Genomic DNA, 25,001 nt, shown 5'->3' on the forward strand with positions numbered 1-25,001 from the left:
ACTTCTTACTCCTTCACAGCACGGGGAAAATCGAGAAAACGGTCATCGTGTTCTGCCGAAAGTTTCATAGGGCCTGAGCGTTGGGGATAAGGCTTAGAAGCTGCGAACAGACACCACCCTCTGGACCAGAGGACCTGAGCATTCGGGATACGATCCATAAGCAAAAAGCAGCGGCTGCTCCCCCTAATGGAGACCCGGGGAGCAACTGCTGCTTTATTACATCAGAACGGCCAGTTCAACAAGCCGCGATAAATTTTCACTACAACCTCAGGGCTGCCGCCATAGACGATAACAGCTGCGGTTACGAACAATTGCGTTAAGGCGCAGCGCGCGTAGAAATAGCCCTTGGAAACCTTTTTCTTGTTGACAATGGTTTTGCCCAGAAGGTTCTCCAACGCAAGCAGCATCCCATGATACACGCCCCAGAGCAGGTACAGCCACGAGAAGCCGTGCCAAAGGCCGATTAGAACCATGATCAGCACCGACAAGCCGGCGGCCGTCCATTTGCTCGGTGTTTGGCGGGAGAAGAACATGAAGATATGATCGCGGAACCAATCGCCTAGCGTAGCGTGCCAGTTGCGCCAGTATTGCGTGAGCGTAGGAGACTGGAACGGCTTCTTAAAGTTCTCCGGGATATTGTAGCCGAACAAGCGGCCGAAGCCGATGGCGATATCCGAATAACCGGAAAAATCGAAATAGATGAGTGCGTAGAACCACACCATTAAAAACAAGGATTCGTGCGTGTGCAGCTCCTGACCGGATAATTTGGTAAACACATCGGTCATCCAGGTGACGAGCACGATTTTTTTGAACATCCCGAGAATAATGCGTTTGACGCCTTCCTCTACCTGCGCTGCGTTAACCTGATAGGGCTGCTTGGTATCTGCCATAAAGTCGCGAAACTTCAGAATCGGTCCGGAAGTAAAGGTCGGTACGAATAAAATATAATTGAAATAATCGATGACCTTCGCTTCGCCGTCCTTACCGAAGAAATAAGCGAAGTAGAGCGCGTCAATCACCTTCAGCACGTTATAGATAAGTCCAAGCGTGATCACCGCGTCCAGCACCGGGTGCGTAAACTCTTCCATGAAGAGAATCCGCAGTCCGCAGACGATAGCTATATTCAAACCGATCAGAAGGATGAACCAGCCCTGCCGAAAACGGGAGGTGCGGCACAGCATCAGGAACGCCAAGTAATTCAGCGCCGTGTAGGCGAGGTAGAAAACGAACAGCTTTTGACTGAAGATGACGAGAAAGCCGAGATTGAACGCGAGCAGCAGGTAGCGCTTATTCGGGGTCCACCAGCGGGTGAGGCCGAGCAGCAGCGACATGCCGATCATCGCCAGCACGGCGTTCATATTTAAATACCACATATTAGAACCCCTCGTAAATGAATAAGCCCTTACCGGTAAAATAAATGAGCACCATGATCAGCATGGCGAGATAAACGATCACTTCGAGGAATTTGCGAGCGATGCGAGCCATGCGTCCACCTCCTTCGTGAATACGGGAGCGCCCTCTTGACGGCTTAGGTGCACCAGGTCATGAAAATACTTGGGATCATAGGCGGTCAACAAGTCCAGTACGGGCACTCCGGAAGCCTTCAGTCTTGCATTTACGTCCTCCTGCAGCCCCGACATGTAGCGAGGCAGCGGGTAAGCGCGATTCCAAGGCATCCAAATCACACGCATGGCAATGTTGTTTGTCCGGCAGTACTCGGTAATCCATTGCAAAGCTTCAACGTCTTCCTTGTACTGGGGCTGAGCGCTCCAGCCGAACCTCTCCTCGTACTCATCCCACTTCTTCTTCAGCTCCTCATCGGTCTTTCGGCCGAAGTACAGCTCCTTGTCAATCCAGCGAGGCTCATACTCAAGGCTCATCTTAAGCGCAAGATTCTTCACAAGCTCCGTACCGCTGTCGCGGAAATAATCCCTATAAGCATAGACATAAGGCTGGTACCAAGGCTTAAACCATGGGTAGGTCGGATCTGTAGGCAATACGTTAAGCATCGTATGCACGTCAATCCCGATCACAAGCTCGTCCTCTACGCGGAAGCGCTGCTGCTCGAGAATGGCTTTCAGATCGGTAGGTCTGCCATAGGACAAGCCCATTTCCATCAGCTTGGACTTCGACTCCTGCTCGATGTAAGCTCCCGTGACGGCCGAGTTGCCGAAGAATATCGGACCGTGATCCTGCCAGCCGTGGTGGTATAAGGTTTTAGTAAAATCGTTCTTATAAAAACGCCGCGACGTGACCATCGGATCCCAGTAAGCAAGGGCGAGATCCGAAAGCACGAATGCGGCTAAGAGTAGAAGCACGAAGCTGTTTTTACGTAAAAAAGCGACCATGGCTGCAGACGTCCTACGCTTTCTAGAGTGACTTCTGCTGCCACGCATGGTATTGCTCCCGGAAGGCGGCAGGCCAATTCGACTCGTCCAAGCCGTACTGAGCGAGGAAGGCGAATGCCCAGCGTTCGATCCCGAAGCCGACACAGCCCGTTACGGCGTTGCGCTTGCCCATTTTGATATTAAAGGCGTTACCGAAGGTATTGCTGTGGAAATTGACCGAGCTGCAGGCGATCGACTTATCGATATAAGGAATGGTCAGGCGAAGCTCGTACTTCATTTCTTGGTTTCGCTGGAAGGAAGCCTTGACCTGGAAGTCGTTCGTAAAGAACGGATCGTTCGCAATCTCCAGCATGCTGTCCACGTTCCATTCCACGGCGAGCTCCTTCAGGTACTCGATGGCACGGAGGCGGTTCTCCTTCACGAAATCCGGCTTGCCGACAAAAATAATCTCGCGCATGCTGAAATCGAGCAAACGCCCGAAGTCCGTATGGTTGCGGGATTCGAAGCGATGGCATTTGGAGATGGCGGTGACGATGACGCCTTCCCCTTCCAGAATCTCGTTCTGTAATCCCTCGTAGCAGTGATAGCAGGTTGAAGGGTTCATCGTGAACCGCGGCTTTGCCAGGTTGGCGTCCTGATCCAACGGCGCCTCGTCCTTCCAGCCGCCGATGTCGCGGATCGATTGACTGAAGGCTTCAATGACATCAAGATCCTCGCGAAGATGCGACAAGAAGTGGATATGCTCAGGGAACGAGGTGAAATGATTCGTTTTGTTCAATGTTTCCGCATGAATCACCGCAGGGTAATGCTCTTCCTTCATACCCTCGAAGCGCCCGCCGATCTTGGTGACGAACGAGTAATCCAGAAAACGCATCAGGCTGGAGAACGGTTCCCGGAAAATAAAAAGGCCCGGCTCCAGCACCTTGATGATTTTGCGCTCGGTGAGCTCTGCGATGATATCCTGATTGTACGGCGTCGCTGTGCGATGCTCGAACAGGATGTTCTCTTTAAAGCCGAAATCGCCTTGCGAGAAACGGTCGATCAGCTTGCGCACGCGCTCGGCGATCGCCTCGTTTCCTTTGGGGGATTCGTGACGGATATGAATGCTTCCGTTCTCAAGACGAATGTCTTGGATCTGCTCATCGATGAAGGCCGCAGCGTATTTCAGCTGTCCGTGCTGGCTGGCCGCCAGACCTTCCAGGGATACTACACATTCCATGAGAGATTACCTCGCAGTCTTTTGGTGAATGAATTGCGCGATTTCGCGTACGGTGTTCATGGGATACAGCATCAGGTCCTGATTGGTTACTTGAATGCCGTAGGTTTTTTCGATGTGAGCGATGAGTGCGGTAGCACCGATGGAATCGATATAGCCGTAGTCAAAAAGGTGAACGTCCGTACTGAAATCGTCATCGTCCTCTTCGATTTCGTAACGGCTCTTGATATGAGCTTCCAATTGGTCGATGAGCTCTTGTAGTGACATAGTACAGCTCCTCCTTCTGGATTAGGGCGTGACATGGAAGCGGGACGGCCGGAAGCCGTCCTCGCAGTTAAGGCATGGTCATGGTGATGGTCGTGATATCGCCAAAATGGGTGATCGTATAGGTGTTCTGCTGCTTGTCCTGCTCCACCGTCATCCCGTCGGGTCCTTTAAACTGAAGAGGCGCAGAACTGTAAAGCTTGACCTGCTGCATGCCCGGAGCGTTAAGCTCGAGCGTCCAGCGGTTCTTCTGAACGTTAAGCTTGTACGGCACATTCACACGAATCAGATGCATATCCGAGGCTTGCTCGGCCTGCTGTTCGAAGCTGACCAAGGTGGAAGCGCCGGCGGCTGCTCCCAAGTACAGCTTGCCTGCCTTCGTATCATGCACCTCGGCGTTAGTGGCCGCCGTCCGGCCCATATAGAAGCCTCCGGGATCTACGACGAGTCCCAGCGTTCCTTTGTATTCCGCCGCCTGATCCGGCACGAGGCTTGTGTCCTGCCGGATCAGGAAGCTTGGGCTTGTCGGGAGATGGAGCGCTTTTTTGATACGGTCGGCGAGAACTGTGCCCCAGGACCGGTACACCTCCACCTTCGTGGTAAGTGTATTCAAGAAGGAGCGGGCCATCTGCTGCTCCGTCATAAAATTATAATCGTGCGTGTCGCGGAGCTTGTCCAGGTAACGCACGAATTCGAGGAGATTTTCCGGGTGTGCGATCGTCTGGTACTCCACGTGCTCAAAATAATCGATCGGCAGGTCCAGCGCGGTGTACATTTCGAACAGATCCTCCGTCGAATACATCGGCTGCTTCTGCCGGGTACGGAGCACGGGAGCGGGCGTATGCAGCAGCATCGGCTGCTCCAGCTCCGGGAGCCCCTCGTTGTCGGTCATGAGAAACGGCAGGCTGACATCATACTCGAAGCCGAGCCGCGGGTCGTTCGGTGCATAAGGCGAACGGAATCCGAAGTTAAACCAGATATCCGCTTCCCGTTCATTACGCAGCGTCTGGAGCCGGTCCGGATGGCTGATCCGCCAAGTATGCTGATTCGTACCGGTCATTCTCCACGGAATCCCGAGCTTCTCGAATGCCTCCTGATGCAGTGCGATCTCCTGTTTCTCCTGCTCATCGCTTGTATAGTTATGAACAAATATATGCGGGTACAGCTCAAGGTAATGCTCCTTGGTGTACCGGATAAATTCGTTTAGCTGCTCCTTCAAAGGGAACTGCGGGTGATCGATCGGCATCGCCAGTCCGAACTCGAGCTGGCCCACGATCAGATCGTCCTTGCCGTCGGCGTTCACATCGTACCATAGCGGTACGGAGCTGTGCCCGCCGACGAGCGCATGGTTGCCGAGCTGGTTCATGCTCGCGCCCTGCAGTGTGCCGGCCTCGCGGAAATCGCCTTGGGCGGTCTGCAGGTACACCCGCAGATCGCCCTCGAGATTGCCGACCACGAGGTCGGCCCGCCCATCGCCGTCCATATCGCGGACGGACGGCGCCGCAAACGGCGCAGGCACCCTCACGAGAGGGGTGCCCGCCGACCAGGCCAGCGCACCGGAGGTGCTCCGCTGGCCCTTGTACAGCGTCACCTGGCCCCCGCCATCCCCGACCACCAGGTCGGGGATGCCGTCTCCGGTGACGTCGCCGACAGCCGCCGCTACGGGACCGGCGGCGCGTAGGGGCTGCCCGCCTGCCCGAAGGGGCGCGGGCTTGCTGTAGCGGCCGCCGGCTTCGCCGTAGGCGGCCAGCAGCGTGCCGTCGGCCGACCCGATGATCAGGTCGGGGCGGCCGTCGGCGTTCAGGTCGTACGCCGCGACGCTGGCGTACGAGCCAACGGCAAGCGGCGTGCCGTCCGTTTGCCGCAGGGGCTCGGGCGCGCCGAAGACGAACGGCGGCGCCTGGATGCCGGCCGGCAGCGGCTGGCCTTCGTACGCGGCGGCACTTGTGCCCGCGTTCATGTAGGCCTGCAGGCTGCCGTCGCCGGAGCCGACGATCAGGTCGGCGCGACCGTCGCCGTTCAAGTCCGCCAGCGCGGGGTACGCGCGGTACGGCAGCTCGATGCGATCGCCCAGCGAGCGGTAGGTCGGATACGGCGCAAGCCGCAGAGGACCGTCCGTCGTCATCAGCCGCAGGCCGCTGGAGTAATGGGAGCTCGGCGACTCCCCGGCAAACGCCGGAGCGGCCTGCGTTCCCGTGTTGAGATGCACGGCGACGCCTTCAACCCATTGCCCCCAGCGAAAGGCGGAACGGACGAGAGAGAAGGAGGGAATCTGCTGGTACTCCCGAAGCATCTCGGCCCAGCGGATGCCCTCTCCGTCACGAATCGCTTCCCACGCCTCAAAATGATTCTGATGCGCCATCGCCGGACGGCCATAAGGGCCGAGCACCTTCTTCACGCTGTAGCCGTACAGCTCCTTCGCGACGAAGGCGGCGTATTCACTGCGGAATAAGGCGCTCTCGGCAGCAAAGGTGAAGTGGAAGAACGGCTCCACCGGCAGCTGGGATCGATCGAAATAAAGCGCCCCCTGCACCGGCCCTTTTGCCGCGTTCTTCACCGCGGCGTACCGGTCGAAGCCGAGCTTCGGATCCATGCCTCCGGCCAAGTCATAACCGGTCGGGAAATAGCGGTTCGGCAGCAGGGTGCCGCTGAGGAACACGGTGCCCTTGCCGAAGCGGTTCAGCGAGTAGAGGGCGATATCCGTCCCCTTCAGGGTCATGAGCGGCTGGGCCGTGGAAGGAATCACGCCCTGCCCCCAGGAAAAATGCTTCCATGAATTTTCCGTATCATGCTTCACTAGGTGGTCCGCGGCGCTAATGAGAAGCTCCTGCACCGAGCGTAGATTGACCGCAGTCTCGGGGAACGTAAAGAAGATCCCGGCGTCCGGCCGGATCTCCTTGCCTTCTGTTCCGGCTGCGGTGCCGCTCTGCTGCGCATTCAGGCGAGCCGACGTAAGCGGACCTTCGTCAGGAGCTTTCACATCGACGATCGCCTGGGCGCCAAGAAATTCTGCAGGAAAATCTGCGGCGAATGTGTTTTCAAGGAACAAATGCCCGCCCTTCGCTACGTAACCCTCAAGCAGCTTCTGCTGCGCTTCGGTTAAACGCTCATGGAGGGACGGGTCCAAGTAAATGCTATGATAGGTCTGAAGACGTTTCTCCGTAAGCTCTTGATCCCATGCCCTGCGCTCCAGCTCAAGGTTCGCAACCAGCGATTGCTGCAGCTGTCCATAGGCGGCTGTATCGAAGCTCGTCTCCGAAGTCAAGTACAGCATGCGCACGGATAGCTTTTTCTCCGCTATAAGCAGCAAGGCAAGGACTGATGCGAGAAGCAGCAGTCCGATCAGAACGAGAACCCGGGAGGCCTTGCGGTGCCTGATCCGTTTCAAAAAAATCCCTCAATTATAGCTTGGTTGGACTACCTTGCCATTATAGCACGGATAGCAGGCTTTGTTAACTTTTGTCGAGCCTTGGACACGAACTTGACACCCGGCTGTCCCAAACGGTAAACTATTATTATCAAAAATGATAATATTGAATAAGGACAAATCATCTCCATTTGAAAGGAGTCTTTTTCCTATGAAAGACATATCACCGGGAAAAATCCGATCCATGAAGCGAGGTATGGTTATCGCGATACCGCTGCTGCTTGCCGTACCCGCAGCCCTTATCTTCTTATTCCAAGCGCTTGGTTATGCTGTAGAATGGGGTGCCTTCGGACTTGGCGCCGCCGGCTGGGTACTCGCGCTTATGCTGCGCACTCCTGTCATTCTGCTTGCACGCAAACTGGGCGAACAGCGCGGGCAAACGCTGGTCGTTCTTTCCTCCGGTCTGATGGAGGAGGGCGTCCGCCTCGTCATGCTGCTGCTGCTTTCCACGGCCTTCTCTTATTCGCTCTCCTTCGGACAGGGCTGGGCGGCTATTGAGGTCATCTATGCCATCATCTCCGGTATCGCTATGATGTCGCTGTATGAGAAGACCGACGAGAAGGCCATGGAGGCGAAGGAGATGCTCGCGGCGCAGGGGCACAGGCCGACCCATCCGTTGTGGGGCGTGCCGGAGCGGGTTTTCGCAAGCTTTTTCCATATCGGGGCTGCGCTTCTGCTGGCGAAATCCGCTTGGCTGGTGCTGTTGCTCATCCCGGTCCACAGCTTCTTCAACCTGTTCATGGTGCGTTTATCCAAGCGGTCGATCGCGCTCGCAGAGCTGTTTATCGCCGTGATCGGCACTTCGCTGCTGCTTTGGGGCTGGTATGCTTAAGTTGAGCGGTTGGCGGCAATAAAAAAGGCTGATCTCCTGCCAAGGGATCAGCCTTCGGTCGTATGATAGACCATGACGCGATTGCGTCCTTCCATTTTTGCCTGATACAGTGCCCGGTCCGCCATCTGAAGCAATACCTCCTGCGGCATTCCCGCGCCGGGAATCAGCGAAGCTACGCCCAAGCTGACGGTGACATGATCGGCAATCTTGGATGCCGTGTGCGCCATGTGCAGCTGCTCGATCCGTCCCCGGATTCGTTCGGCGGTTTCCTTCGCTACTTGGATTCGTGTATTTGGCAGGATGACCGCAAACTCCTCGCCGCCATATCGAGCCGGCAGGTGGGCGGTTCCCTCCATCATGTCGCGGATGACCGAAGCAATATTCCGCAGCGCGACATCCCCTACCTGATGACCGTAGGTGTCGTTATACAGCTTAAAGTAGTCCACATCGAAGAACACAAGGGACAGATGCTGTGACCGCTCCGCAGCCGCCAGCCAAACCTCCGCCAAGAACCGGTCGAATCTCCTCCGGTTAGGAATCCCCGTCAGTCCGTCCAGATCGGACAGCTTCTGCAAGGCGTCCATCGCCTCCTGGAGCTTTCGCTCCGTCTGCTTTCGCTCCGTAATATCCCGGAATATGGCCAAATAGGCCGATTCCTCATTGTACTTAATCGGTGAGACGGAAACCTCTACATCCAGCTCTTTTCCGCTTAAGGTCAAGTATTTTTGGTCCAGCCGAAGAGCTCCATTCTTTTGTAAAATCAGCCTCCACTGCCTCCGGGCTTCCTTCTGGTGGGACGGGTGGATAAAATCATAAACCGATCTCCCCAGCACTTCTTTAGGGCTTGCCGCGTCAAGGAGCCTCAGTCCCTTATCATTTACAAAAAGGATTTCCTTCTCATTATGCACGAAGGTCGCATCAGGAGAATTTTCGATCAGCTTCCTGTAATTTTCCTCGCTTTCCTGAAGAATCCGGCTGAACTCATTGGCCCGGATCATGGAACGGAAGACATACGCAGTCAGCAGGCCGACGGACAAGGAAGCCGCCCAGTGAGCGCCGATAATAGAAGGAAGAATGGATGTCGCCCCTGTACGCTGAAGTCCTGACCAGATGACGACGGACAAAATGGATTCCGACATGATCAGCAGCCATAAGAAACGGGTGAGGCTTACCCCCCTCCGGCCGGCGAACAGCATACAGAGTGCGGCCACCAAAAGCATTCCTGCCCCTGATGCAAGCGAGGAGAAGGTAATACCGTAGAGCCCCATTCTGCCGATGACGACGATCAGCACCGAAATGACGGCTGCCGGCCAGCCTCCATACAGGGCGGCAAGGAGCACGGGGATGTGGCGAAGGTCTATGATCACGGTTTCCGTTATTCGGATGCTATAGACCATCAACAATATCCCTTGGAGTCCGAACAGTATGCCTGCTACAGCTCGAAGGGCCAAGCCGGTCTGTTCCCGCACAGGCCAGCGCTTGAACGAGTATACAATGATTAGTAGTGATGCTATTAAAAGGGAAGCGTTGGTGATGAAATCCTTTAGCATCGTCAGCTCACCGCGATTCGCGAAAAATATATAGATATATTATTCGTCATGATTTGACAAAATCCTCTTTCCACTCATCTCCAATTCGCGTTGCCAGGCGCCTTCTGGTACACTATATAGAAGAGTACGTTTGAAATCGGAGGAACCTTTCATGCGCGAATTACGCAGATCAGATATAGAGCTGCTGGCTCCGGCCGGCGATTGGGATTGCTTGCGGGCGGCGGTGGCCAATGGCGCCGATGCGGTCTTTTTTGGAGTGGAAAAATTCAATGCTCGCGCCCGTGCGCACAATTTTAAGATGGACGAGCTGCCGGATATTATGTCCTTTCTTCATCTATATGGAGTGAAGGGCTTCCTGACGTTTAACATCCTCGTATTCGAGGAAGAGCTGGAGGACGCCAAGCAGCTGATTGAGGCTTGTATTGACGCGGGGGTCGACGCAGTGATTGTGCAGGACCTGGGATTGGTGCGGATGATCCGCGAGCTGTCGCCGGACTTCCCGATTCACGGCTCCACACAGATGACCATCACCTCGCCGGAGGCGGTGGAGTTCACGAAGCCGTTCGAAATCGAGCGGGTAGTTCTCGGCCGGGAAAACAATCTGAAACAAATCAAGCAGATCGGCGATCAGGCCAAGCTTCCAATGGAGGTGTTCGTGCACGGAGCGCTGTGCGTATCTTATTCGGGTCAGTGTCTGACCTCCGAGATGTGGGGCGGCCGTTCCGCGAACCGCGGGGAATGTGCGCAGGCTTGCCGCTTGCCATACGACCTTATGGTGGACGGTGTGCAGAAGCCGATGGGGGATGTCGCCTATCTGCTGTCGCCGAAGGATCTGGCCGCACTGGAGCTCGTCCCGGAGCTGATTGAGGCGGGAGTCACCTCCTTCAAAATCGAAGGCCGCTTGAAGAGCCCGGAGTACGTGGCGAACGTGGTAAGCAAGTACCGTGCCGCGATTGACCGTTACTTTGACGGGAAGGATGCGAAACCTACGAAGGAGGAGCTGCGGGAGCTGGAGCAGAGCTTCTCACGCGGATTCACGCACGGCTTCCTGAAGGGGACGAATAACAAGCAGCTGGTGGAGGGTACGTATCCGAAAAGCCGCGGCGTTTTCCTGGGCCGGGTGAAGCAGGTGCTTCGTGACGGCGTGATCTGTGAGCTCGAGGCGCCCCTGAAGCGCGGAGACGGCATCGTATTCGATGCCGGCGATCCGACGAAGAAGGAAGAGGGCGGCCGAGTGTATGACCTGCGTCGTAAGGGCGTGAAGCTCGAAGGCGAGGCGGAGGGCGGTGCGATTGAGATCGTACCCGGACGCAACGATGTGAACCTGGGCCGTGTGCATGTGGGTGACCGGATCTGGAAGACCAACGACCCTCATTTGGATAAAAGGCTTCGCCAAACCTACGAAACCGACAAGCCGTACCGCGTGTTCCCGGTGCGGGTGAAGGTGACCGGAACGACAGGGCAGCCGCTCAAGAGCGTATGGACCGACGTGGAAGCCGGTCACACCGTCGTGGTCGAGTCGGAGCTGCCGCTGGCTCCTGCCGAGAAGCGTCCGATGGATGCGGCGCTGTTCGAGGAGCAGTTCGGGCGCCTCGGCGGCACCGTGTTCGCGCTGGAGTCGGTCGACGTTCATTTGAACGGCGACCTCATCGTGCCGATGCGCGAGCTGAACGCTATGCGCCGCCGCGCCGCGGAGGAGCTGGAGACGGCGCGCCGCCGGCCGCGCGCCTACGTGAAGCGCAGCCTCGGGGCGTACGACGACGCCGCGGCTGCCGGGGCGTCCGCGCTGCCTTCGGGCGGCACCGCGCGTTCGGGGCTCACGGTCTTGTGCCGCAGCCTCGAGCAGGTGCAGGCGGCGTGCGAGCGGGACGTTGAACTCATCTATGCCGATTTCGAGTTCATCAAGCAGTTCCCCGCCGCCGTAGACGCTGCCCGCGCTGCGGGCAAACGAATCGCGCTGGCTACGCCGCGGATCCATATGCCCGGCGAGACGGGCTACTTCAAGAACATCCTGAACCTGGCGCCGGACGCGGTTCTGGTACGCAACACCGGTGCGGTGTACTGGTTCCTGCGGCATTTCGCCGAGAACCCGGAAGCGCGCCGCGAGCTGATCGGCGATTTCTCGCTGAACATCGCCAATCACAAGGCGGCTGCGCTGTTCACCGATGCCGGCCTCGACCGGGTCACGCCGTCGTACGACCTGAACATCCAGCAGATGGTGGATTTGCTGCGCCGTACCGACACGAGCCGTCTCGAGATCGTCATCCACCAGCATCTGCCGATGTTCCATACCGAGCATTGTGTCTATTGCACGTTTATGAGCCCCGGCACGGACTACACGAACTGCGGTCGTCCGTGCGAAGAGCATCGCGTGTCCCTGCAGGACCGCGTCGGCTTCTCCCATCCGGTGCGGGTGGACGAGGGCTGCCGCAATACCGTCTACAACGCCATCGATCAGTCGGGGGCCGAGTACCTGGCCCATTTCATGGAGCTTGGTGTATCGCGGTACCGCGTGGAGTTCCTCGAGGAAACACCGGATAAGGTCCACGAGGTGCTCGGGCTGTACGAGCGCGCCATGCGCGGCGAGATCAGCGGCACCCAGGTGTGGAAGTCGCTGAAGGCGACCAACCAGCTCGGCGTAACGCGCGGACAGCTGGTGAAATAGAGAGACATGTAATCCCCCTTCTGCTTAAAAATGAAGGGGGATTTTTTTATCTCTTCGGACTTAGATTTATAAATCCTAAAGACTATTTAATATGTGTGTAAAGTCACAAAAAAATAGAAGGAAATACCAAAATAGTGTCGAATTATAAAATCCTTAGCAGGAATAAGCTGGAGCTAAGGAGGTATATGTGAAACCATACAATAGAATATTTGTAACACGACCCCGAAGATTTCCGTTCTTATCTCCTGCATTAGAAAAAGAGGAGGAAGAACAGTGAAAGGATTCTCGAAGTTACGCAGAGCATCCGCCATACTCATGAGCACATGCTTAATGCTCGCATCTGTGAATATGGCATCTGCGGCAGTAGAAGTTAAGGACACAAAAGGTCATTGGGCTGAAAACCAAATTCAGTCCTGGGTCGGAAAGGGATACATTCAAGGGTATGAGGATGGAACGGTAAAGCCGGACAATCCGATTACTCGTGCCGAGCTCATGACCATGGTGAACCGTGTCTGGGGCTTCAAAGAAAAGGCTGAAGTTAAGGCAACGGATGTTAATCCATCCAACTGGGATCACGAGCCGGTTGCAGTTGCATTAAAGGCAGGGTACATCAGTGGTTATGAGGATAACACGATCCGTCCAACTAATCATGTTACTCGTCAAGAGGTAGCAGTTATCATTTCTAACCTGCTTAAGCTTGACACAACTAAGGATGCGTATCTTAGCAAGTTTAAGGACGGAAACCTGCTCCCTGATTGGAGTAAAGGTGCATTCGGCGCAGTCGTATCGAAAGGTTTCTTCCAAGGCTACGAAGATGGATCCCTTCGTTATGACAGCAAAATTACAAGAGCTGAAGCAATTGTAACGCTGGATCGAGCTGGAAGTGTTACATACGATAAGGCAGGGACTTACGGGCCAGCAACGGGTAACGAGACTGTAAAAGGTAACGTAATCGTAAATGCTCCTGGAGTAACGCTGCAGAACATGAGGATTAACGGCAATCTGACATTAGGTGAAGGTGTTGGCGAGGGCGATGTAAACCTCAACAATGTTACCGTAAATGGCGATACATTTGTAAACGGTGGCGGGGCCAATTCGATCCATTTTAAAGATGCAGTGCTAGTAAAAATCGTAGTCAATAAGCGTACCGGGGAAGTTCGAATCGTAGCTGAAGGAAAAACATCGGTAAAAGATGTTGATGTTCAATCTAATGCTAAGATTGACAATTCTAAGGCCACAGGAAAAGGGTTTGAAAATGTAACCTTATCTGACCGTTTACCTGAAGGGTCTAAAATTAGCTTGCTTGGAAATTTCGAGAATGTTGCAATCAATTCCAAGGGAACTGCAGTAGATGTTCCGTCTGGCTCGATTAAGAATCTTACGGCGTCGGATAAATCCTCCAACACAGCTCTTAACCTTGGTAAAGACGCAAAAATTTCTCAACTGGTATTGAATGCTCGTTTGTCCGTTAAAGGCGAAGGAACAATTGAGAAGGCGACTGTAAATAAAGGCGCGGAGAACAGCTCCTTTGAGAAGCAACCACAGCAAGTGGAGCAAGGGACTGGCAACAACACTAACGGATCCGGTGCAATAGGTGGTGGGTCGACTGGCAACAGCAACGACAGCGGCAGCTCAGACGACAACAACAATCCTAATCCAGTTGTAGCTAACATTACCTTTGCAACTGCAGTAAATGGTGCTATTACAGTAAACGTAACAGCTGTTCCAGCTGTAGGCTTCGATATCGCTAATTTCAGCGTAACTGCAACGGTATATGGTAAAGAAACTTTAACCTACAGCGTTACACCAACTGAACTGACAGCAGATAAAGAGGCAAAAACAGTAACATTAAAAGTACCCTTTTTCACAGCAGCAACTTATGAACAAACGGTTGTATATAGCGTAAGCTACAAGAATAAAACAGTGGATGCACAGTTTGTTGTACCGGCTGCTACTCCTGTAGTAAACGAAGCCTCTGCTACTGTTAACGTTCACAAGCAAATTGAAGTAACGGGGAAAGTAAGCTTTGCATCTGATGTAGTTGTAACTGTAGTCAGCCCTAATGGTGATACTTTCCCACATACTACGGCACAAGGAGTAATCCTAAATTCTGATGGTAGCTTCACTTTCACATCCGGCTCTCTTAGTCCTGGTGATTGGGGCTGGAGCGTTAGGGCAGTGCGTGATACTCTTGAGTCTACTGTAATAACAGGTAGCATTACTATAACACCGGATACGCATACTAATAGCGCACCTGTGAGTATAGGAGGTTACGTGGCAGCCACTGTTAATGCACCAACACATGTTTTCGCCGGATCTGACTTAGCAACTGATGCTGATGGGGATTCATTAACGGTTACCAAAGTTACTTATGACGAAATTGCAAACATCGTTAATGCATGGATAAGTGGTGGAAAGTTGTATATTAACCCTATTGGAGTAGGGACTACAACGGTTGTTGCGACTGTATATGATACACATAATGCAGGTGTAGATGTAACATTACATTATAGCGTTGAACCAGAGCAAAACGCATATCTGTCCAATCTCGCAGTAAGCGAAGGAATCTTGAACCCTGGGTTCAATTCTGCCACCTTCCACTATGGGGTAATGGTGCCAAATTCCATTTCAAGCATCACTGTTACACCTACTGTTTATGATGCGGTATATGCAACCATAAAGGTAAATAGTTCTACTGTACAAAGTGGTTCGGCATCGTCCGCAATCAATCTTAACGAAGGTAACAACCTGATTACAATTAATGTTCTGAACGGTACAGTAGCAAAAGGGTATAGCATAATGGTTTACCGTCAACCTGCTTTGAGTGGAAATACGGATTTGACGGCAATTAGCTTGAGTGCAGGAACATTGGCTCCAGTCTTTAATGCGAACACTACGAACTACACAGCAACTGTTTCAAATGCAACAAACAGTGTTACGGTAACTGGTGTAGTTTATGACAGTAATTCGACGCTAAAAGTGAATGGCATTTATACTGCAAGCGGCTATGCTTCAGCTCCGATCTCTTTGAATGTAGGAAGCAATACAGTTACTCTTAACGTTTACGCACAAAACGGAAGCACTAAAGATTATACTGTAGTAATTACAAGAGAAGCGGCCCTCAGCAGTAATGCTGACCTGAGTGATTTGACATTGAGTGCAGGTACACTTGCGCCAGCGTTTAATGCCAATGTAAATAGCTACACTGCTTCTGTATCCAATGCAACAAACAATATCACTGTTACAGCAACTGTTTATGACAGTAATTCAACTTTAAAGATCAACAACGTCACAGTAACGAGTGGTGCAGCATCTGCTCCAATCAGCCTGACTGAAGGCGTAAATACAGTTACTGTAAGTGTATATGCCCAAAATGGAGCTACAAAGGATTACACAATTTCTGTAACTAGAGCTGTGTATAATCCTGTTGTAACTGATACTGCCGTTTATGTGATTGAAGGAAATACAAATGAGTCTGTAACCCTTACAGGCGTTAGCGGATTCCAGACAAACCCACTTGTATCTGTTAATGACCAAACGGTCACTGGTGCCGTATACAACACCGGCGCAGGAACATTGACTTTCACAGGACCGGCAAATGAAGCAGCAGGGTCTTCGAACATCGTAATTACAAACGCAGAAATGACAAGCACATTTATTACAAACGGATTCGTTGTCTTGCCAGGACTTAAGCTTGGAACCTTTACTGATGGTACAACAGTCGGTGAAGTCGTTTATTCTACTCCGCTGGCGGATGAATCGACTGGTGGTAAAGTGTTCCTGGTGGTTGCATCTTCTGCAGACGCTGCTGTTAATGAAGCAGTAGGTTACACTGGAACAGATGGAGCTAACATTTGGGATGCAACGGCTAGCACTAACAGTGACGGCGTAGCAAGCCCATTGGTTACAACACTTGGAGGATCTAACGCTTCCGTTTATGCTGTATGGGTTACAAGTGCTGGTATTGTAGAGGATGCTAAACTGCTGTTCTCTGGCGCAAATTTGGATAGTTAATAAAGAATAAGTTTCATTCACAATTCCGACACATTTTTTTAAGCCCAATTTAAGCTTTGCTTAAGCTGGGCTTATTCTTTTCTGTCTATATTATTTTCTGTTAAACTCCTACAAAAGATGGAAAAGGGAGGCTTGGGTTACGTGCTTGAGGTCAAACAAGTCAGCAAGCTGTATGAGAACCAGCGAGGGGTGCAGAGCATCGATTTCTCCATGAGCCGCGGCGAGATCGTTGGCTTTCTGGGCCCGAACGGAGCGGGAAAAACAACGACCATGCGGATGATCACGGGCTACCTGAACCCGACGCATGGCAGCATCACCATCGACGGATTATCCATGGCGGATCACCCGAAAAAGGCGCGCCAGAAGATCGGCTACCTGCCGGAGACGCCGCCGCTCTATCCGGAGATGTCCATTCGCGCGTACCTTCAATTCATCGCCGACCTGAGGGGCATCCCGGCGCGAGAGCAGAAGAAGCGCATCGAGGAGGTCATCAGCCGGCTCGGCCTGCAAGGACGCGAGCGACAGATCATTCGCAGCCTGTCGAAGGGATATAAGCAGCGGATCGGTCTAGCGCAAGCGATCCTTCACAACCCGGATCTGCTGATTCTCGATGAGCCAACCTCCGGTCTCGATCCAAAGCAGATCATCGAGATTCGTCAGCTCATCCGGGAGCTCGGCGAGAACCATACCGTGCTGCTCAGCACGCACATTTTGCCGGAGATCAACGCGCTCTGCAACCGCGTGCTGATCATTAACCAAGGCCGTATCGTCATGGACGGGCATCCGGATCAGCTTGCGAGCTCCATGGGCGAATCCTTCGAGGTGTCCTTGGAAATCAAGGGGCCGCGAGAGGAGATCCTGAGCGAGCTGCGCTCCATGCCAGAGCTTGCGAAGGTTGAGGCGCAAGCCGCGGCCGAAGAGGAGGAGCCGCTCAAGGTGCTCGTCACCGCGGCGGAGCATAATGATATTCGGGAAGCTCTCTTCTATCGGATGGCCGAGAAGCGATATCCGATTCTCTCCATGAAGAAGGAGAGCCTCAGTCTCGAGGAGATCTTCCTCAAGCTGACGACGAACGAGTCGCTTGAGCAGCCGGCATCCGCAGAGCAAGAAGAGGAGGTGACTCCACATGCGTAGAACTCTCGCGATTACGAAGAAAGAGCTGCAGATGTACTTTTACTCGCCGGTCGCATATGCGGGCTTCGCGTTCTTTTTCCTGATTGCCGGATACTTCTTCAGCGCGAACTTTCTCTACCCGCCGAACATTATTGACGTTCGCCCGGTGGTAGGGACGATCAGCTTCGTGTTCCTGTTCATTATTCCGCTGCTCACGATGCGGTTGGTATCCGATGAGCTTCGCCAAGGGACTGACGAGCTGCTTCTGACCTCGCCGATCAGTATTACGGAGATTGTCACAGGCAAGTATTTGGCGGCGCTGACGGTTCAGCTGCTGCTAGTTGTAGGCAGCTTGCTCTATCCGCTTATCATGAGCTTATACGGAACGCTTGATCAGCCGCAGCTTTGGCTTTCCTACCTGGCTATGTTCTTGATGGGCGCGGCGATGATGTCCGTAGGCCTGTTCGCTTCCTCGCTGTCGTCGCACCAGATGGTGTCGGGTATTGTGGCGTTCGCGATCCTGCTTGTGTTCTGGACGATCGAATGGCTCGGCGACACGGTCGGCGGCAAAATCAAAGACTTTCTGGGCATGTTCTCCATCGTAGGACGGGCGAATGACCTGCAGAAGGGCGTGCTCGACTTTACGGATGTGCTCTTTTATATCACGCTGATTCTGGTGTTCATCGTCCTTAGCATTCAGGTGCTGGAGCGCAAGCGCTGGAGATAATCCGAGAAGGGGGAAGACCATTGAACAAGTGGATACGCGGAACGAATGCTGCGGTGCTGTCGCTCGCGGTGATCGGGATTTTCATCGTTCTGACCATATTTCTGAATTCCATGAAGAGCATGCAGGTGGACCTCACGGAGAACAAGAAGTTCACCCTTTCCGATCAAACGGTACAAACGCTTCAGGCCCTCGATAAAGAGGTACGCCTCATTTCACTGACGAGTGACCAGACGGATCCTTACATCAAACGTCAGGTGAATGAGCTGGTGCAGGAGTACAAGAAGCGCAGCGGCAAGCTGGTGTTTGAGGAATACGATATTGTCAAAAATCCGACCGTCGCCAAGCAGTACGATGTGGATCCTTCCGGCACGCTAGTGGTGGATAACGGTACGCAGAAGAAAACAGTCTATTACGCCGACATGTTCCAATTTGGCCAGCAGCAGGGCGATTACAAATTCAGCGGGGAAGAGAAGCTGACGCAGGCGCTGGTCAACCTGAACAACAAGGAGAAGCGCAAGGTGTACTTCTTGTCGGGGCACAACGAGATTCCGCTGCAGCAGATGAGCATTTGGCGGAGCGGCCTCGAAGGCGACAACTACGAGATTAAGGATCTGAACCTGCTGCGTGACGGCAAGGTGCCGGAGGATGCGGAGACGCTGTTCATCATCGGGCCACAGAACGACCTGACGGATAAGGAAGCCGAGGTCATTAAGGAATACTTGAACGGCAAAGGCAAGCTGTATCTCGCCTTAGGCTTCAACAAGGACATGAAGACGAAGTGGAAAAATATCGACGCCATCATGGCGCAATACGGCATCAAGGATCAGCATGCGGTAGCGATCGATCCGAAGCAGAGCCCAATGCTGGGGCCGCTGGCCATCGTGCCGGATTACGGCTACCACGAAATTACGAAGAAGCTGCAGGAGTACGGTCTGCTGACTGTCATCAGCCAGACGATCGCTTTAACTACAGAAAATCCGAATGCCGATTACCCGGCAACGGCGGTGCTAAGAACAACCTCTGACGCGTACGGGGAAACCGACCTGGAGCAGCTGGTCCGCAATCGCACCAACAAGGATGCAAATGACGTGAATGGTCCGTTCAACATTGGTTATGTGGTGGAGAACAAGGAGGCCAAGCCGAAGGCTGTTGTGCTGGGCGGTTCGATTTTCTTGGCGGATGAATTCATTCAGCTGCAGGGGAACCGTGATTTTGCCCTCAACAGTGTAGGCTGGCTGCAGGAGCAGAAGGATCAGGTAACGATCCGTCCGCGTGAGGGTGATAAGCTGCAGCAGGCGTTGATCGTGGGCAGCGATGCCAATTGGATTTTCTACGGTACGGTGCTGATCTTCCCGCTGCTGTTCCTTCTTGTTGGCGGAACCATCTGGTGGAGGAGGAGAAAAGGATGAAGCGGCTCATCCCCACACTCCTGCTGGTGGTGCTTTGTATCGGAGGATTCTGGTATGCCTCCAGCAAGGACTTTTTTAAAGAAAAGAAGGAAGCAGGCCCTTCACTGGCAGCGGTGAAAAAGGAGGAAGTCATCTCGTACACCATTACAACGCCGGAGGGTACGGTAGAAATGCAGCAATCTGGGGGCAAGTGGTCGATGGTGAAGCCGTCGGCTCTGCCGCTGAACAACTACAGCCCTCAAGGCTGGGTGGATTCATTCGCTGCGTTAACGAAGGAGAAGACGGTGGATGAGAACCCGACGGATCTCGCACAATTCGGGCTCGATAAACCGAAGCAGGAATTTACGGTTCAGCTTACGGACGGTACGAAGCATACGCTTTCGATCGGGGACCCGGTAGCCATCCAAGGCTATTCCTATGCCAAATTCAGCGGCTCTCCGGAGGTGTTCCGGATCAGTGATTCCTCCGTTACGCCGCTGGCGAAGCAGCCGATCGATTTTATGGAAAAGAGTCCGGTGAAGCTTCAATATGATCAGGTCCAAAGCATGAGCTTAGACTGGAAAGGTGAGAAATGGTCGATCGTGCGGGCGGAGGCCGATAAGGATAAAAAGCCACATGAAGCGAACTGGAAGCTGGGTGAGAAGGAGCTGAAGGGGACGGATGCAAGCCAATATCTTGACCAGACCATGTTCCTTTCAACAGAGCAGTTAGTGAAAAAGGCGTCGGAAGTAAAGCTGGACCCGCCGGATTTGAAGCTTGAGATCAAGGAAGCGGATGCGGCAGGCAAGGAGGTCGCTTCGGTCTATACCGGAAAAAGCGAGGGAGACCTTGTCTGGATCGCCAAGCAGGGCGGAGAGTGGGCTTACGCCGTGCCGCTGCAATCGATTCAAGACTTGGCGGACCTGCCGAAGAAGCAAGCGGAGAAAGCGCAATAGGAAGTCGAAAGCCGGTCACTCTTCATGGAGGAGAGGCCGGCTTTGTTGTGTTATTCGCGGTGCTCCATGATCAATTTGGCGAGCTGCGTCCGGTTCTTCAGCCCGGTTTTTTGCAGCATGTTGTTGACGTGTTTCTTCACCGCGGCTTCGCTAATATACAGAGCTACTGCAATCTCGGGATTCGTATAGCCCTGGACAAGCTGTTCCGCCACCTCCCGTTCTCTGTCCGTAAAGGGGAGCGGCGGGTCTGTCTGATGTACTTTTGCCGAAGGTGGCGGCTTTAGCGCTGTTTCCTTTTCCAGGTAGGACATCAGCTTGCCTTTGCGGGTGTCCAGCACATAGATGGGCGCTTCCCCAGCTTCCCCATAGAACGTATGGCGGACCCCGGGAAGCTCTTCAAAACCGAGACTAAGATGACCGTCCTTGAAATAGGGCAAAGGCGGCGGAGAGGAAAAGAGCAGACTCCCCTTCAGTATATATTCGAATAAAGGCTGGAGTATGGCCGACCGCTGCTCCGGTCGTTCGATCTCGGCGACATCTCTCATCAAGATAAAATACCCTGCCGGGTTTTCCGGCGGTGAGGCATACCGTTCCCGTTCTTCCGTTTTAAGCCGGCTGAAGTAAGCGGAGGACAAGGGATGGAGCTCGAGATACGGCAGTGTGACCGCCGAAATCGGACAAAGCGCCAGAAAGCCGGCAAGCGCCCCGTCCGCCGACCGCATGAGCGTTAAGGAGGAGGGGCAGTGCCGGTATAACCCCCGAACATCGGTCGATGTTAGCCACAAGCAGCTCTCCTCTGCCGCAAGCGTATACTTGAACTGGGCTCCGGTTTCGGGATCGGCACATAGGATTCGCTTGGCTCCCGAGGTTTCCTTGCGGAATGCCATATACCGCTCCAGTTCCTCCAAGCTGCTTTCATCCGCCGATTCCATGTAGTAATCCATTCCCGCATTTTGACGGAAATGCGCCCGAAGGACAGCGTTCCCTCCCAGCCCAAGAAGCTCTGCCACCTCCCAAGTTACATCCCGATGCACGGCTAGTGCTCTGGAGATTCGCTCCAGCAAATAGCGGCTTGCGCGTTCCTTGTACTGATCGAACAGCTCCGGAGAGCGATCCCGAAAGCTGCTGCGTACAGACTCGCGGACCAGCTCATGGAGCTGCCAGCCTTTATCCGTACGTCGTACATAGGACAGTTGAACAAGACGGTCAAATAGAGCCGGCTGCAGCTCATGCCCGGTCATGGCTGAAATCATTTCCTGATGAAAGGACCGGGCGACCGAAGCGGCCATGATAAGGTCGCGCAGCTCGTCACCATGCGTCTCCCTCCACCAATTCTGCAGCAGCTCCTCCATATCGAATGTTTGTTTGGTATTGGACATGGGGCCGGCTTCCTGTCGGCTTACGGTTTCCGCCAGCAAGGTGGCCAGAAGCGGGTGGCCTAGACTTCGCAGCCAAATGGAATCTACGACCTGCTCCTCCGTAATTCCCTCCCCTAAGAGAAATTGCTTTATGCTCTCGTAGTCTAACGCGTCCAAACGTAGAGGTAGAATGAGCCTTCGCCAAGCAGGAGAAAGCCGCCAAGGGCCTTGCAGCGGCTGCCGGCCGGAGATGATGAGAAGCGAATTCACCGGAAGCTGAGGAAAGAGCCACTCGCGGAGCCAAGCATCAAGACCCCCCGCCTCCTCATAATGGTCCAATACGATAATGATTCTCCGGTCGCTTGCTTCAGCATGAAGCTGCTCCATGCAAGGTTCCCAGCCGGACCAATCCGAAGCTTGCGTTTTTGCTTTGAGCTGGGAGGCAAACACCGTACCAAGAGCCTCTTGACTGCCGCGCTGCTCGGACAGGTCTGCATGAAGATACAGAGCACCTCTGGCTTCCGCGATGCTGCGGTAACGGTTCAGCAGGGACGTTTTGCCAATGCCTCCGATTCCGTAGACGTTGATGATTTTCTCTGCACGGGACTCGACATGAAGGAGGAATTGTTCAAACAATTGAAGCTCGAAGACTCTGCCTGTGAAGCTCTGAACTTCAAGCCGCTCGAGCAAGGATTGCAGGTTTTCAGATGCAGGCGCTGAACTTGCCTTTCTCCCATCCTTGGACACCATCCTGCGATTGTCCCCTTTCTTCCGGTCCATTTTTAACAGAAAGTATACTACGAAACTATCCCATTGGGTAGTAACCTCTTGGCCCCACGAATGCTAGCATAGACCTAGATCATTGGCGCAGGCCGGGAGGGATGAGGTTAAATGCAACAATCGAATCAGGAACGCTGGAGAAAGCCGGAACGAATATCCGGCTCGGAGATCTTACTGCGATCGCTGCTGCTGGAGGGTGTGGAATGCGTGTTCGGTTATCCGGGCGGAGCACTCCTTTACATTTATGACGCTATGCACGGCAACCCTGACTTTCATCATCTGCTAACAAGACATGAGCAAGGAGCGATTCATGCGGCGGACGGTTACGCAAGGGCCACCGGCCGAACGGGAGTATGCCTCGCAACGTCAGGTCCGGGGGCGACGAATTTGGTGACGGGGATCGCTACGGCTTATATGGACTCGGTACCGCTCGTGGTCATCACCGGGAACGTTGCCACCTCACTTATTGGTACCGATGCCTTTCAGGAAGCGGACATTATCGGCATCACGCAGCCGATTACGAAGCACAGCTACTTCGTCCGAAGCGCAGAAGAGCTGGCCGGTGTGCTCAAGGAAGCATTCTACCTCGCCGGCACCGGAAGGAAGGGACCTGTTCTCGTTGATATTCCGAAGGATGTTTCCGCCGATACCGCGGTGTTTCATTACCCTGACTCCGTCGTAGTCCGTGGGTATGAGCCGATACCGCCCTTCGACAGGGCGGCCGTGGAAGAATTCATGAACGTACTGGCAGGAGCGGAGCGTCCCCTGATTTTGGCGGGAAACGGGGTCGTCCAGGCGGATGCCTCTCAGGAGCTTCTGTGGCTGGCAGAGCAGGCGCAGATTCCCGTTACGACTACGCTGCTAGGCTTGGGTGGATTTCCCGGCCATCACCCCTTATGGCTCGGAATGCCAGGGATGCACGGCACGTACGCGGCCAACCAAGCTTTGCTTCACTGCGATTTGCTGTTATCCGTAGGGGCAAGATTTGATGACCGGGTCACCATGAAACTGGAGGGCTTTGCCCCTAACGCAAGGATTGCGCACGTGGATATCGATGCCGCGGAGCTCGGTAAGCTGGTTCCGACGCTGCTTCCGATTCGCGGGGATGCGAAGCAGGCGCTTGCTGCGATGAACGAGCTGATCTCTCAAGAGGCCTACAGCCGTCGGGAAGCCTTCGGTCCGTGGATTATTCAATGTGCAAGCTGGAAGGAGGAGAAGCCGCTGCGGTACACGCAATCCGAAGACAGCTTGAAGCCGCAATACGTCATCGAGCTTATCTCCAAAACAACTGACGGCGAAGCCATCATCACCACCGATGTCGGGCAGCACCAGATGTGGACGGCACAGTTTTACCGTTTTAAGCATCCACGGTCTCTCATCACCTCCGGGGGACTTGGGACTATGGGCTTCGGCTTCCCAGCCGCGATAGGCGCCCAGATCGGCCGACCGGATCGGCTTGTGGTGTCCATTAACGGAGACGGCGGCATGCAGATGTGTGCTCAAGAGCTTGCCGTCTGTGCGCTGCACCGGATTCCGGTTAAGATTGTCGTCATCAACAATCAGAATCTCGGCATGATCAAGCAGTGGCAGGAGATTGTGTATGATCGTCGATACAGCCATATCGATCTGTCAGGCAGTCCGGATTTTGTCAAGCTTGCCGAAGCGTACGGGGTGAAGGCTTGGAGAGCGTCTACCGCAGCCGAGGCGGAGCAAGTTTGGCAGCAGGCTTTGCAGACGAAGGAGGCGGCATTGGTGGAGTTTATTGTCGATAAGGATGAGCTTGTTCTGCCGATGGTACCCCAAGGGATGGCACTGCGGGATATGATTGTGGAGGTGAGCCGCCCATGAGACGGAGACATACGATTCGACTTCTTGTGAACGACTCGCCGGGAGTGCTGCAGCGGGTAGCGGGTCTGCTTAGCCGGAGAGGCTTCAACATCGACAGCATCACAGTAGGCGGTTCCGAGCAAGAGGGGATTTCCCGGATGGTCGTCATACTAAACGGGGAGCCCGCCGAGCTGATTCAGATGTGCAGGCAGGCTGCGAAGCTGATTGATGTGATTGAGGTAGTCCATCTAAATCCCGATGTCGTCATATCGCGGGAGCTGCTCCTGGTCAAGCTGTCGGCTAAGCCGAATCAGCGGCAGGAGATTCTCAGTATGGTGGAAACGTTCCGCTGCGCTGTCATCGACGTAGCCATGGAGTCCGTCATTATTCAAATCGTGGGGGACGAGGGTAAAAATAATGCCCTGTTACGACTGCTCGAGCCGTATGGGATCATCGAAATCACCCGTACAGGAGAAACGGCGATGGAGCGGGATTAAGCGAAAGCAAAAAAAAGGGATCTTACCCCGAAGTGTGGT

16 protein-coding genes and 1 pseudogene are annotated in these 25,001 nt (G+C 54.0%); 10 read left to right on the top strand and 7 right to left on the bottom strand.

The genetic code is table 11. The features are described from left to right. Positions 1 to 221 precede the first annotated feature (221 nt). From RAC89_RS12825 to RAC89_RS12845, 5 genes are all read right to left on the bottom strand, one after another. Positions 222 to 1,373 carry an MBOAT family O-acyltransferase gene (locus RAC89_RS12825; protein ID WP_306613928.1) on the bottom strand — a complete coding sequence of 384 codons (1,152 nt, stop codon included), beginning with the start codon at positions 1,371 to 1,373 and terminating at the stop codon, positions 222 to 224. Between the two features lie 78 nt (positions 1,374 to 1,451). Beyond that, on the bottom strand, positions 1,452 to 2,348 hold the full coding sequence (locus RAC89_RS12830) for a hypothetical protein (protein WP_306613929.1): 897 nt from the start codon (positions 2,346 to 2,348) through the stop codon (positions 1,452 to 1,454). A 22-nt stretch (positions 2,349 to 2,370) separates the two neighbouring features. Continuing rightward, positions 2,371 to 3,567 (bottom strand): class-II aminoacyl-tRNA synthetase family protein, encoded by a 1,197-nt coding sequence (locus tag RAC89_RS12835; protein WP_306613930.1) that lies wholly within the window; start codon positions 3,565 to 3,567, stop codon positions 2,371 to 2,373. A 6-nt stretch (positions 3,568 to 3,573) separates the two neighbouring features. Then, a complete protein-coding gene (locus RAC89_RS12840) occupies positions 3,574 to 3,831 on the bottom strand; it encodes an acyl carrier protein (protein WP_284643348.1) in 258 nt (85 codons plus the stop codon). A gap of 67 nt (positions 3,832 to 3,898) precedes the next feature. Beyond that, positions 3,899 to 7,216, bottom strand: a complete 3,318-nt coding sequence (locus tag RAC89_RS12845) for an FG-GAP repeat domain-containing protein (RefSeq protein ID WP_306613931.1) — start codon at positions 7,214 to 7,216, stop codon at positions 3,899 to 3,901. 190 nt (positions 7,217 to 7,406) lie between these two features. Here RAC89_RS12845 and RAC89_RS12850 point away from each other — a divergent pair, with 190 nt between their 5' ends. Next, on the top strand, positions 7,407 to 8,087 hold the full coding sequence (locus RAC89_RS12850; RefSeq protein WP_306613932.1) for a hypothetical protein: 681 nt from the start codon (positions 7,407 to 7,409) through the stop codon (positions 8,085 to 8,087). 47 nt (positions 8,088 to 8,134) lie between these two features. On the opposite strand, the gene RAC89_RS12855 is transcribed toward RAC89_RS12850, so the two are convergent. Then, the gene (locus RAC89_RS12855) at positions 8,135 to 9,637 is read right to left on the bottom strand and encodes a GGDEF domain-containing protein (protein ID WP_306613933.1); all 1,503 of its coding nucleotides are present in this window, start codon (positions 9,635 to 9,637) and stop codon (positions 8,135 to 8,137) included. A gap of 151 nt (positions 9,638 to 9,788) precedes the next feature. On the opposite strand from RAC89_RS12855, the gene RAC89_RS12860 reads away from it, so the two are divergent. From RAC89_RS12860 to RAC89_RS12885, 7 genes and pseudogenes are all read left to right on the top strand, one after another. Further along, a complete protein-coding gene (locus RAC89_RS12860; RefSeq protein WP_306613934.1) occupies positions 9,789 to 12,302 on the top strand; it encodes a U32 family peptidase in 2,514 nt (837 codons plus the stop codon). A 348-nt stretch (positions 12,303 to 12,650) separates the two neighbouring features. Next, a pseudogene (locus RAC89_RS31660) lies at positions 12,651 to 12,782 on the top strand (S-layer homology domain-containing protein); the annotation flags it as partial. Positions 12,783 to 12,794: 12 nt separating this feature from the next. Continuing rightward, the gene (locus RAC89_RS12865; protein ID WP_306613936.1) at positions 12,795 to 16,316 is read left to right on the top strand and encodes a cadherin-like beta sandwich domain-containing protein; all 3,522 of its coding nucleotides are present in this window, start codon (positions 12,795 to 12,797) and stop codon (positions 16,314 to 16,316) included. 141 nt (positions 16,317 to 16,457) lie between these two features. Then, complete coding sequence (locus RAC89_RS12870; RefSeq protein ID WP_306613937.1) at positions 16,458 to 17,450, top strand: ABC transporter ATP-binding protein; 993 nt, start codon at positions 16,458 to 16,460, stop codon at positions 17,448 to 17,450. Next, the gene (locus RAC89_RS12875; protein ID WP_306613938.1) at positions 17,443 to 18,156 is read left to right on the top strand and encodes an ABC transporter permease subunit; all 714 of its coding nucleotides are present in this window, start codon (positions 17,443 to 17,445) and stop codon (positions 18,154 to 18,156) included. Before RAC89_RS12870 ends, RAC89_RS12875 begins: the two co-directional genes overlap by 8 nt. A gap of 20 nt (positions 18,157 to 18,176) precedes the next feature. After that, positions 18,177 to 19,565 carry a GldG family protein gene (locus RAC89_RS12880; RefSeq protein WP_306613939.1) on the top strand — a complete coding sequence of 463 codons (1,389 nt, stop codon included), beginning with the start codon at positions 18,177 to 18,179 and terminating at the stop codon, positions 19,563 to 19,565. Continuing rightward, a complete protein-coding gene (locus RAC89_RS12885) occupies positions 19,562 to 20,500 on the top strand; it encodes a DUF4340 domain-containing protein (RefSeq protein ID WP_306613940.1) in 939 nt (312 codons plus the stop codon). Before RAC89_RS12880 ends, RAC89_RS12885 begins: the two co-directional genes overlap by 4 nt. 50 nt (positions 20,501 to 20,550) lie before the next feature. On the opposite strand, the gene RAC89_RS12890 is transcribed toward RAC89_RS12885, so the two are convergent. Then, on the bottom strand, positions 20,551 to 22,638 hold the full coding sequence (locus RAC89_RS12890) for a LuxR C-terminal-related transcriptional regulator (RefSeq protein ID WP_306613941.1): 2,088 nt from the start codon (positions 22,636 to 22,638) through the stop codon (positions 20,551 to 20,553). A 111-nt stretch (positions 22,639 to 22,749) separates the two neighbouring features. Between RAC89_RS12890 and ilvB the strand changes: the two genes are divergently transcribed. Beyond that, complete coding sequence (gene ilvB / locus RAC89_RS12895) at positions 22,750 to 24,486, top strand: biosynthetic-type acetolactate synthase large subunit (protein ID WP_306613942.1); 1,737 nt, start codon at positions 22,750 to 22,752, stop codon at positions 24,484 to 24,486. Further along, complete coding sequence (gene ilvN, locus RAC89_RS12900) at positions 24,483 to 24,962, top strand: acetolactate synthase small subunit (RefSeq protein ID WP_306613943.1); 480 nt, start codon at positions 24,483 to 24,485, stop codon at positions 24,960 to 24,962. Before ilvB ends, ilvN begins: the two co-directional genes overlap by 4 nt. Positions 24,963 to 25,001: the final 39 nt, after the last annotated feature.

The sequence above is a fragment of the Paenibacillus sp. GD4 genome (assembly GCF_030846225.1).
GTDB classification, from domain to species: Bacteria; Bacillota; Bacilli; order Paenibacillales; family NBRC-103111; genus Paenibacillus_G; species Paenibacillus_G silviterrae.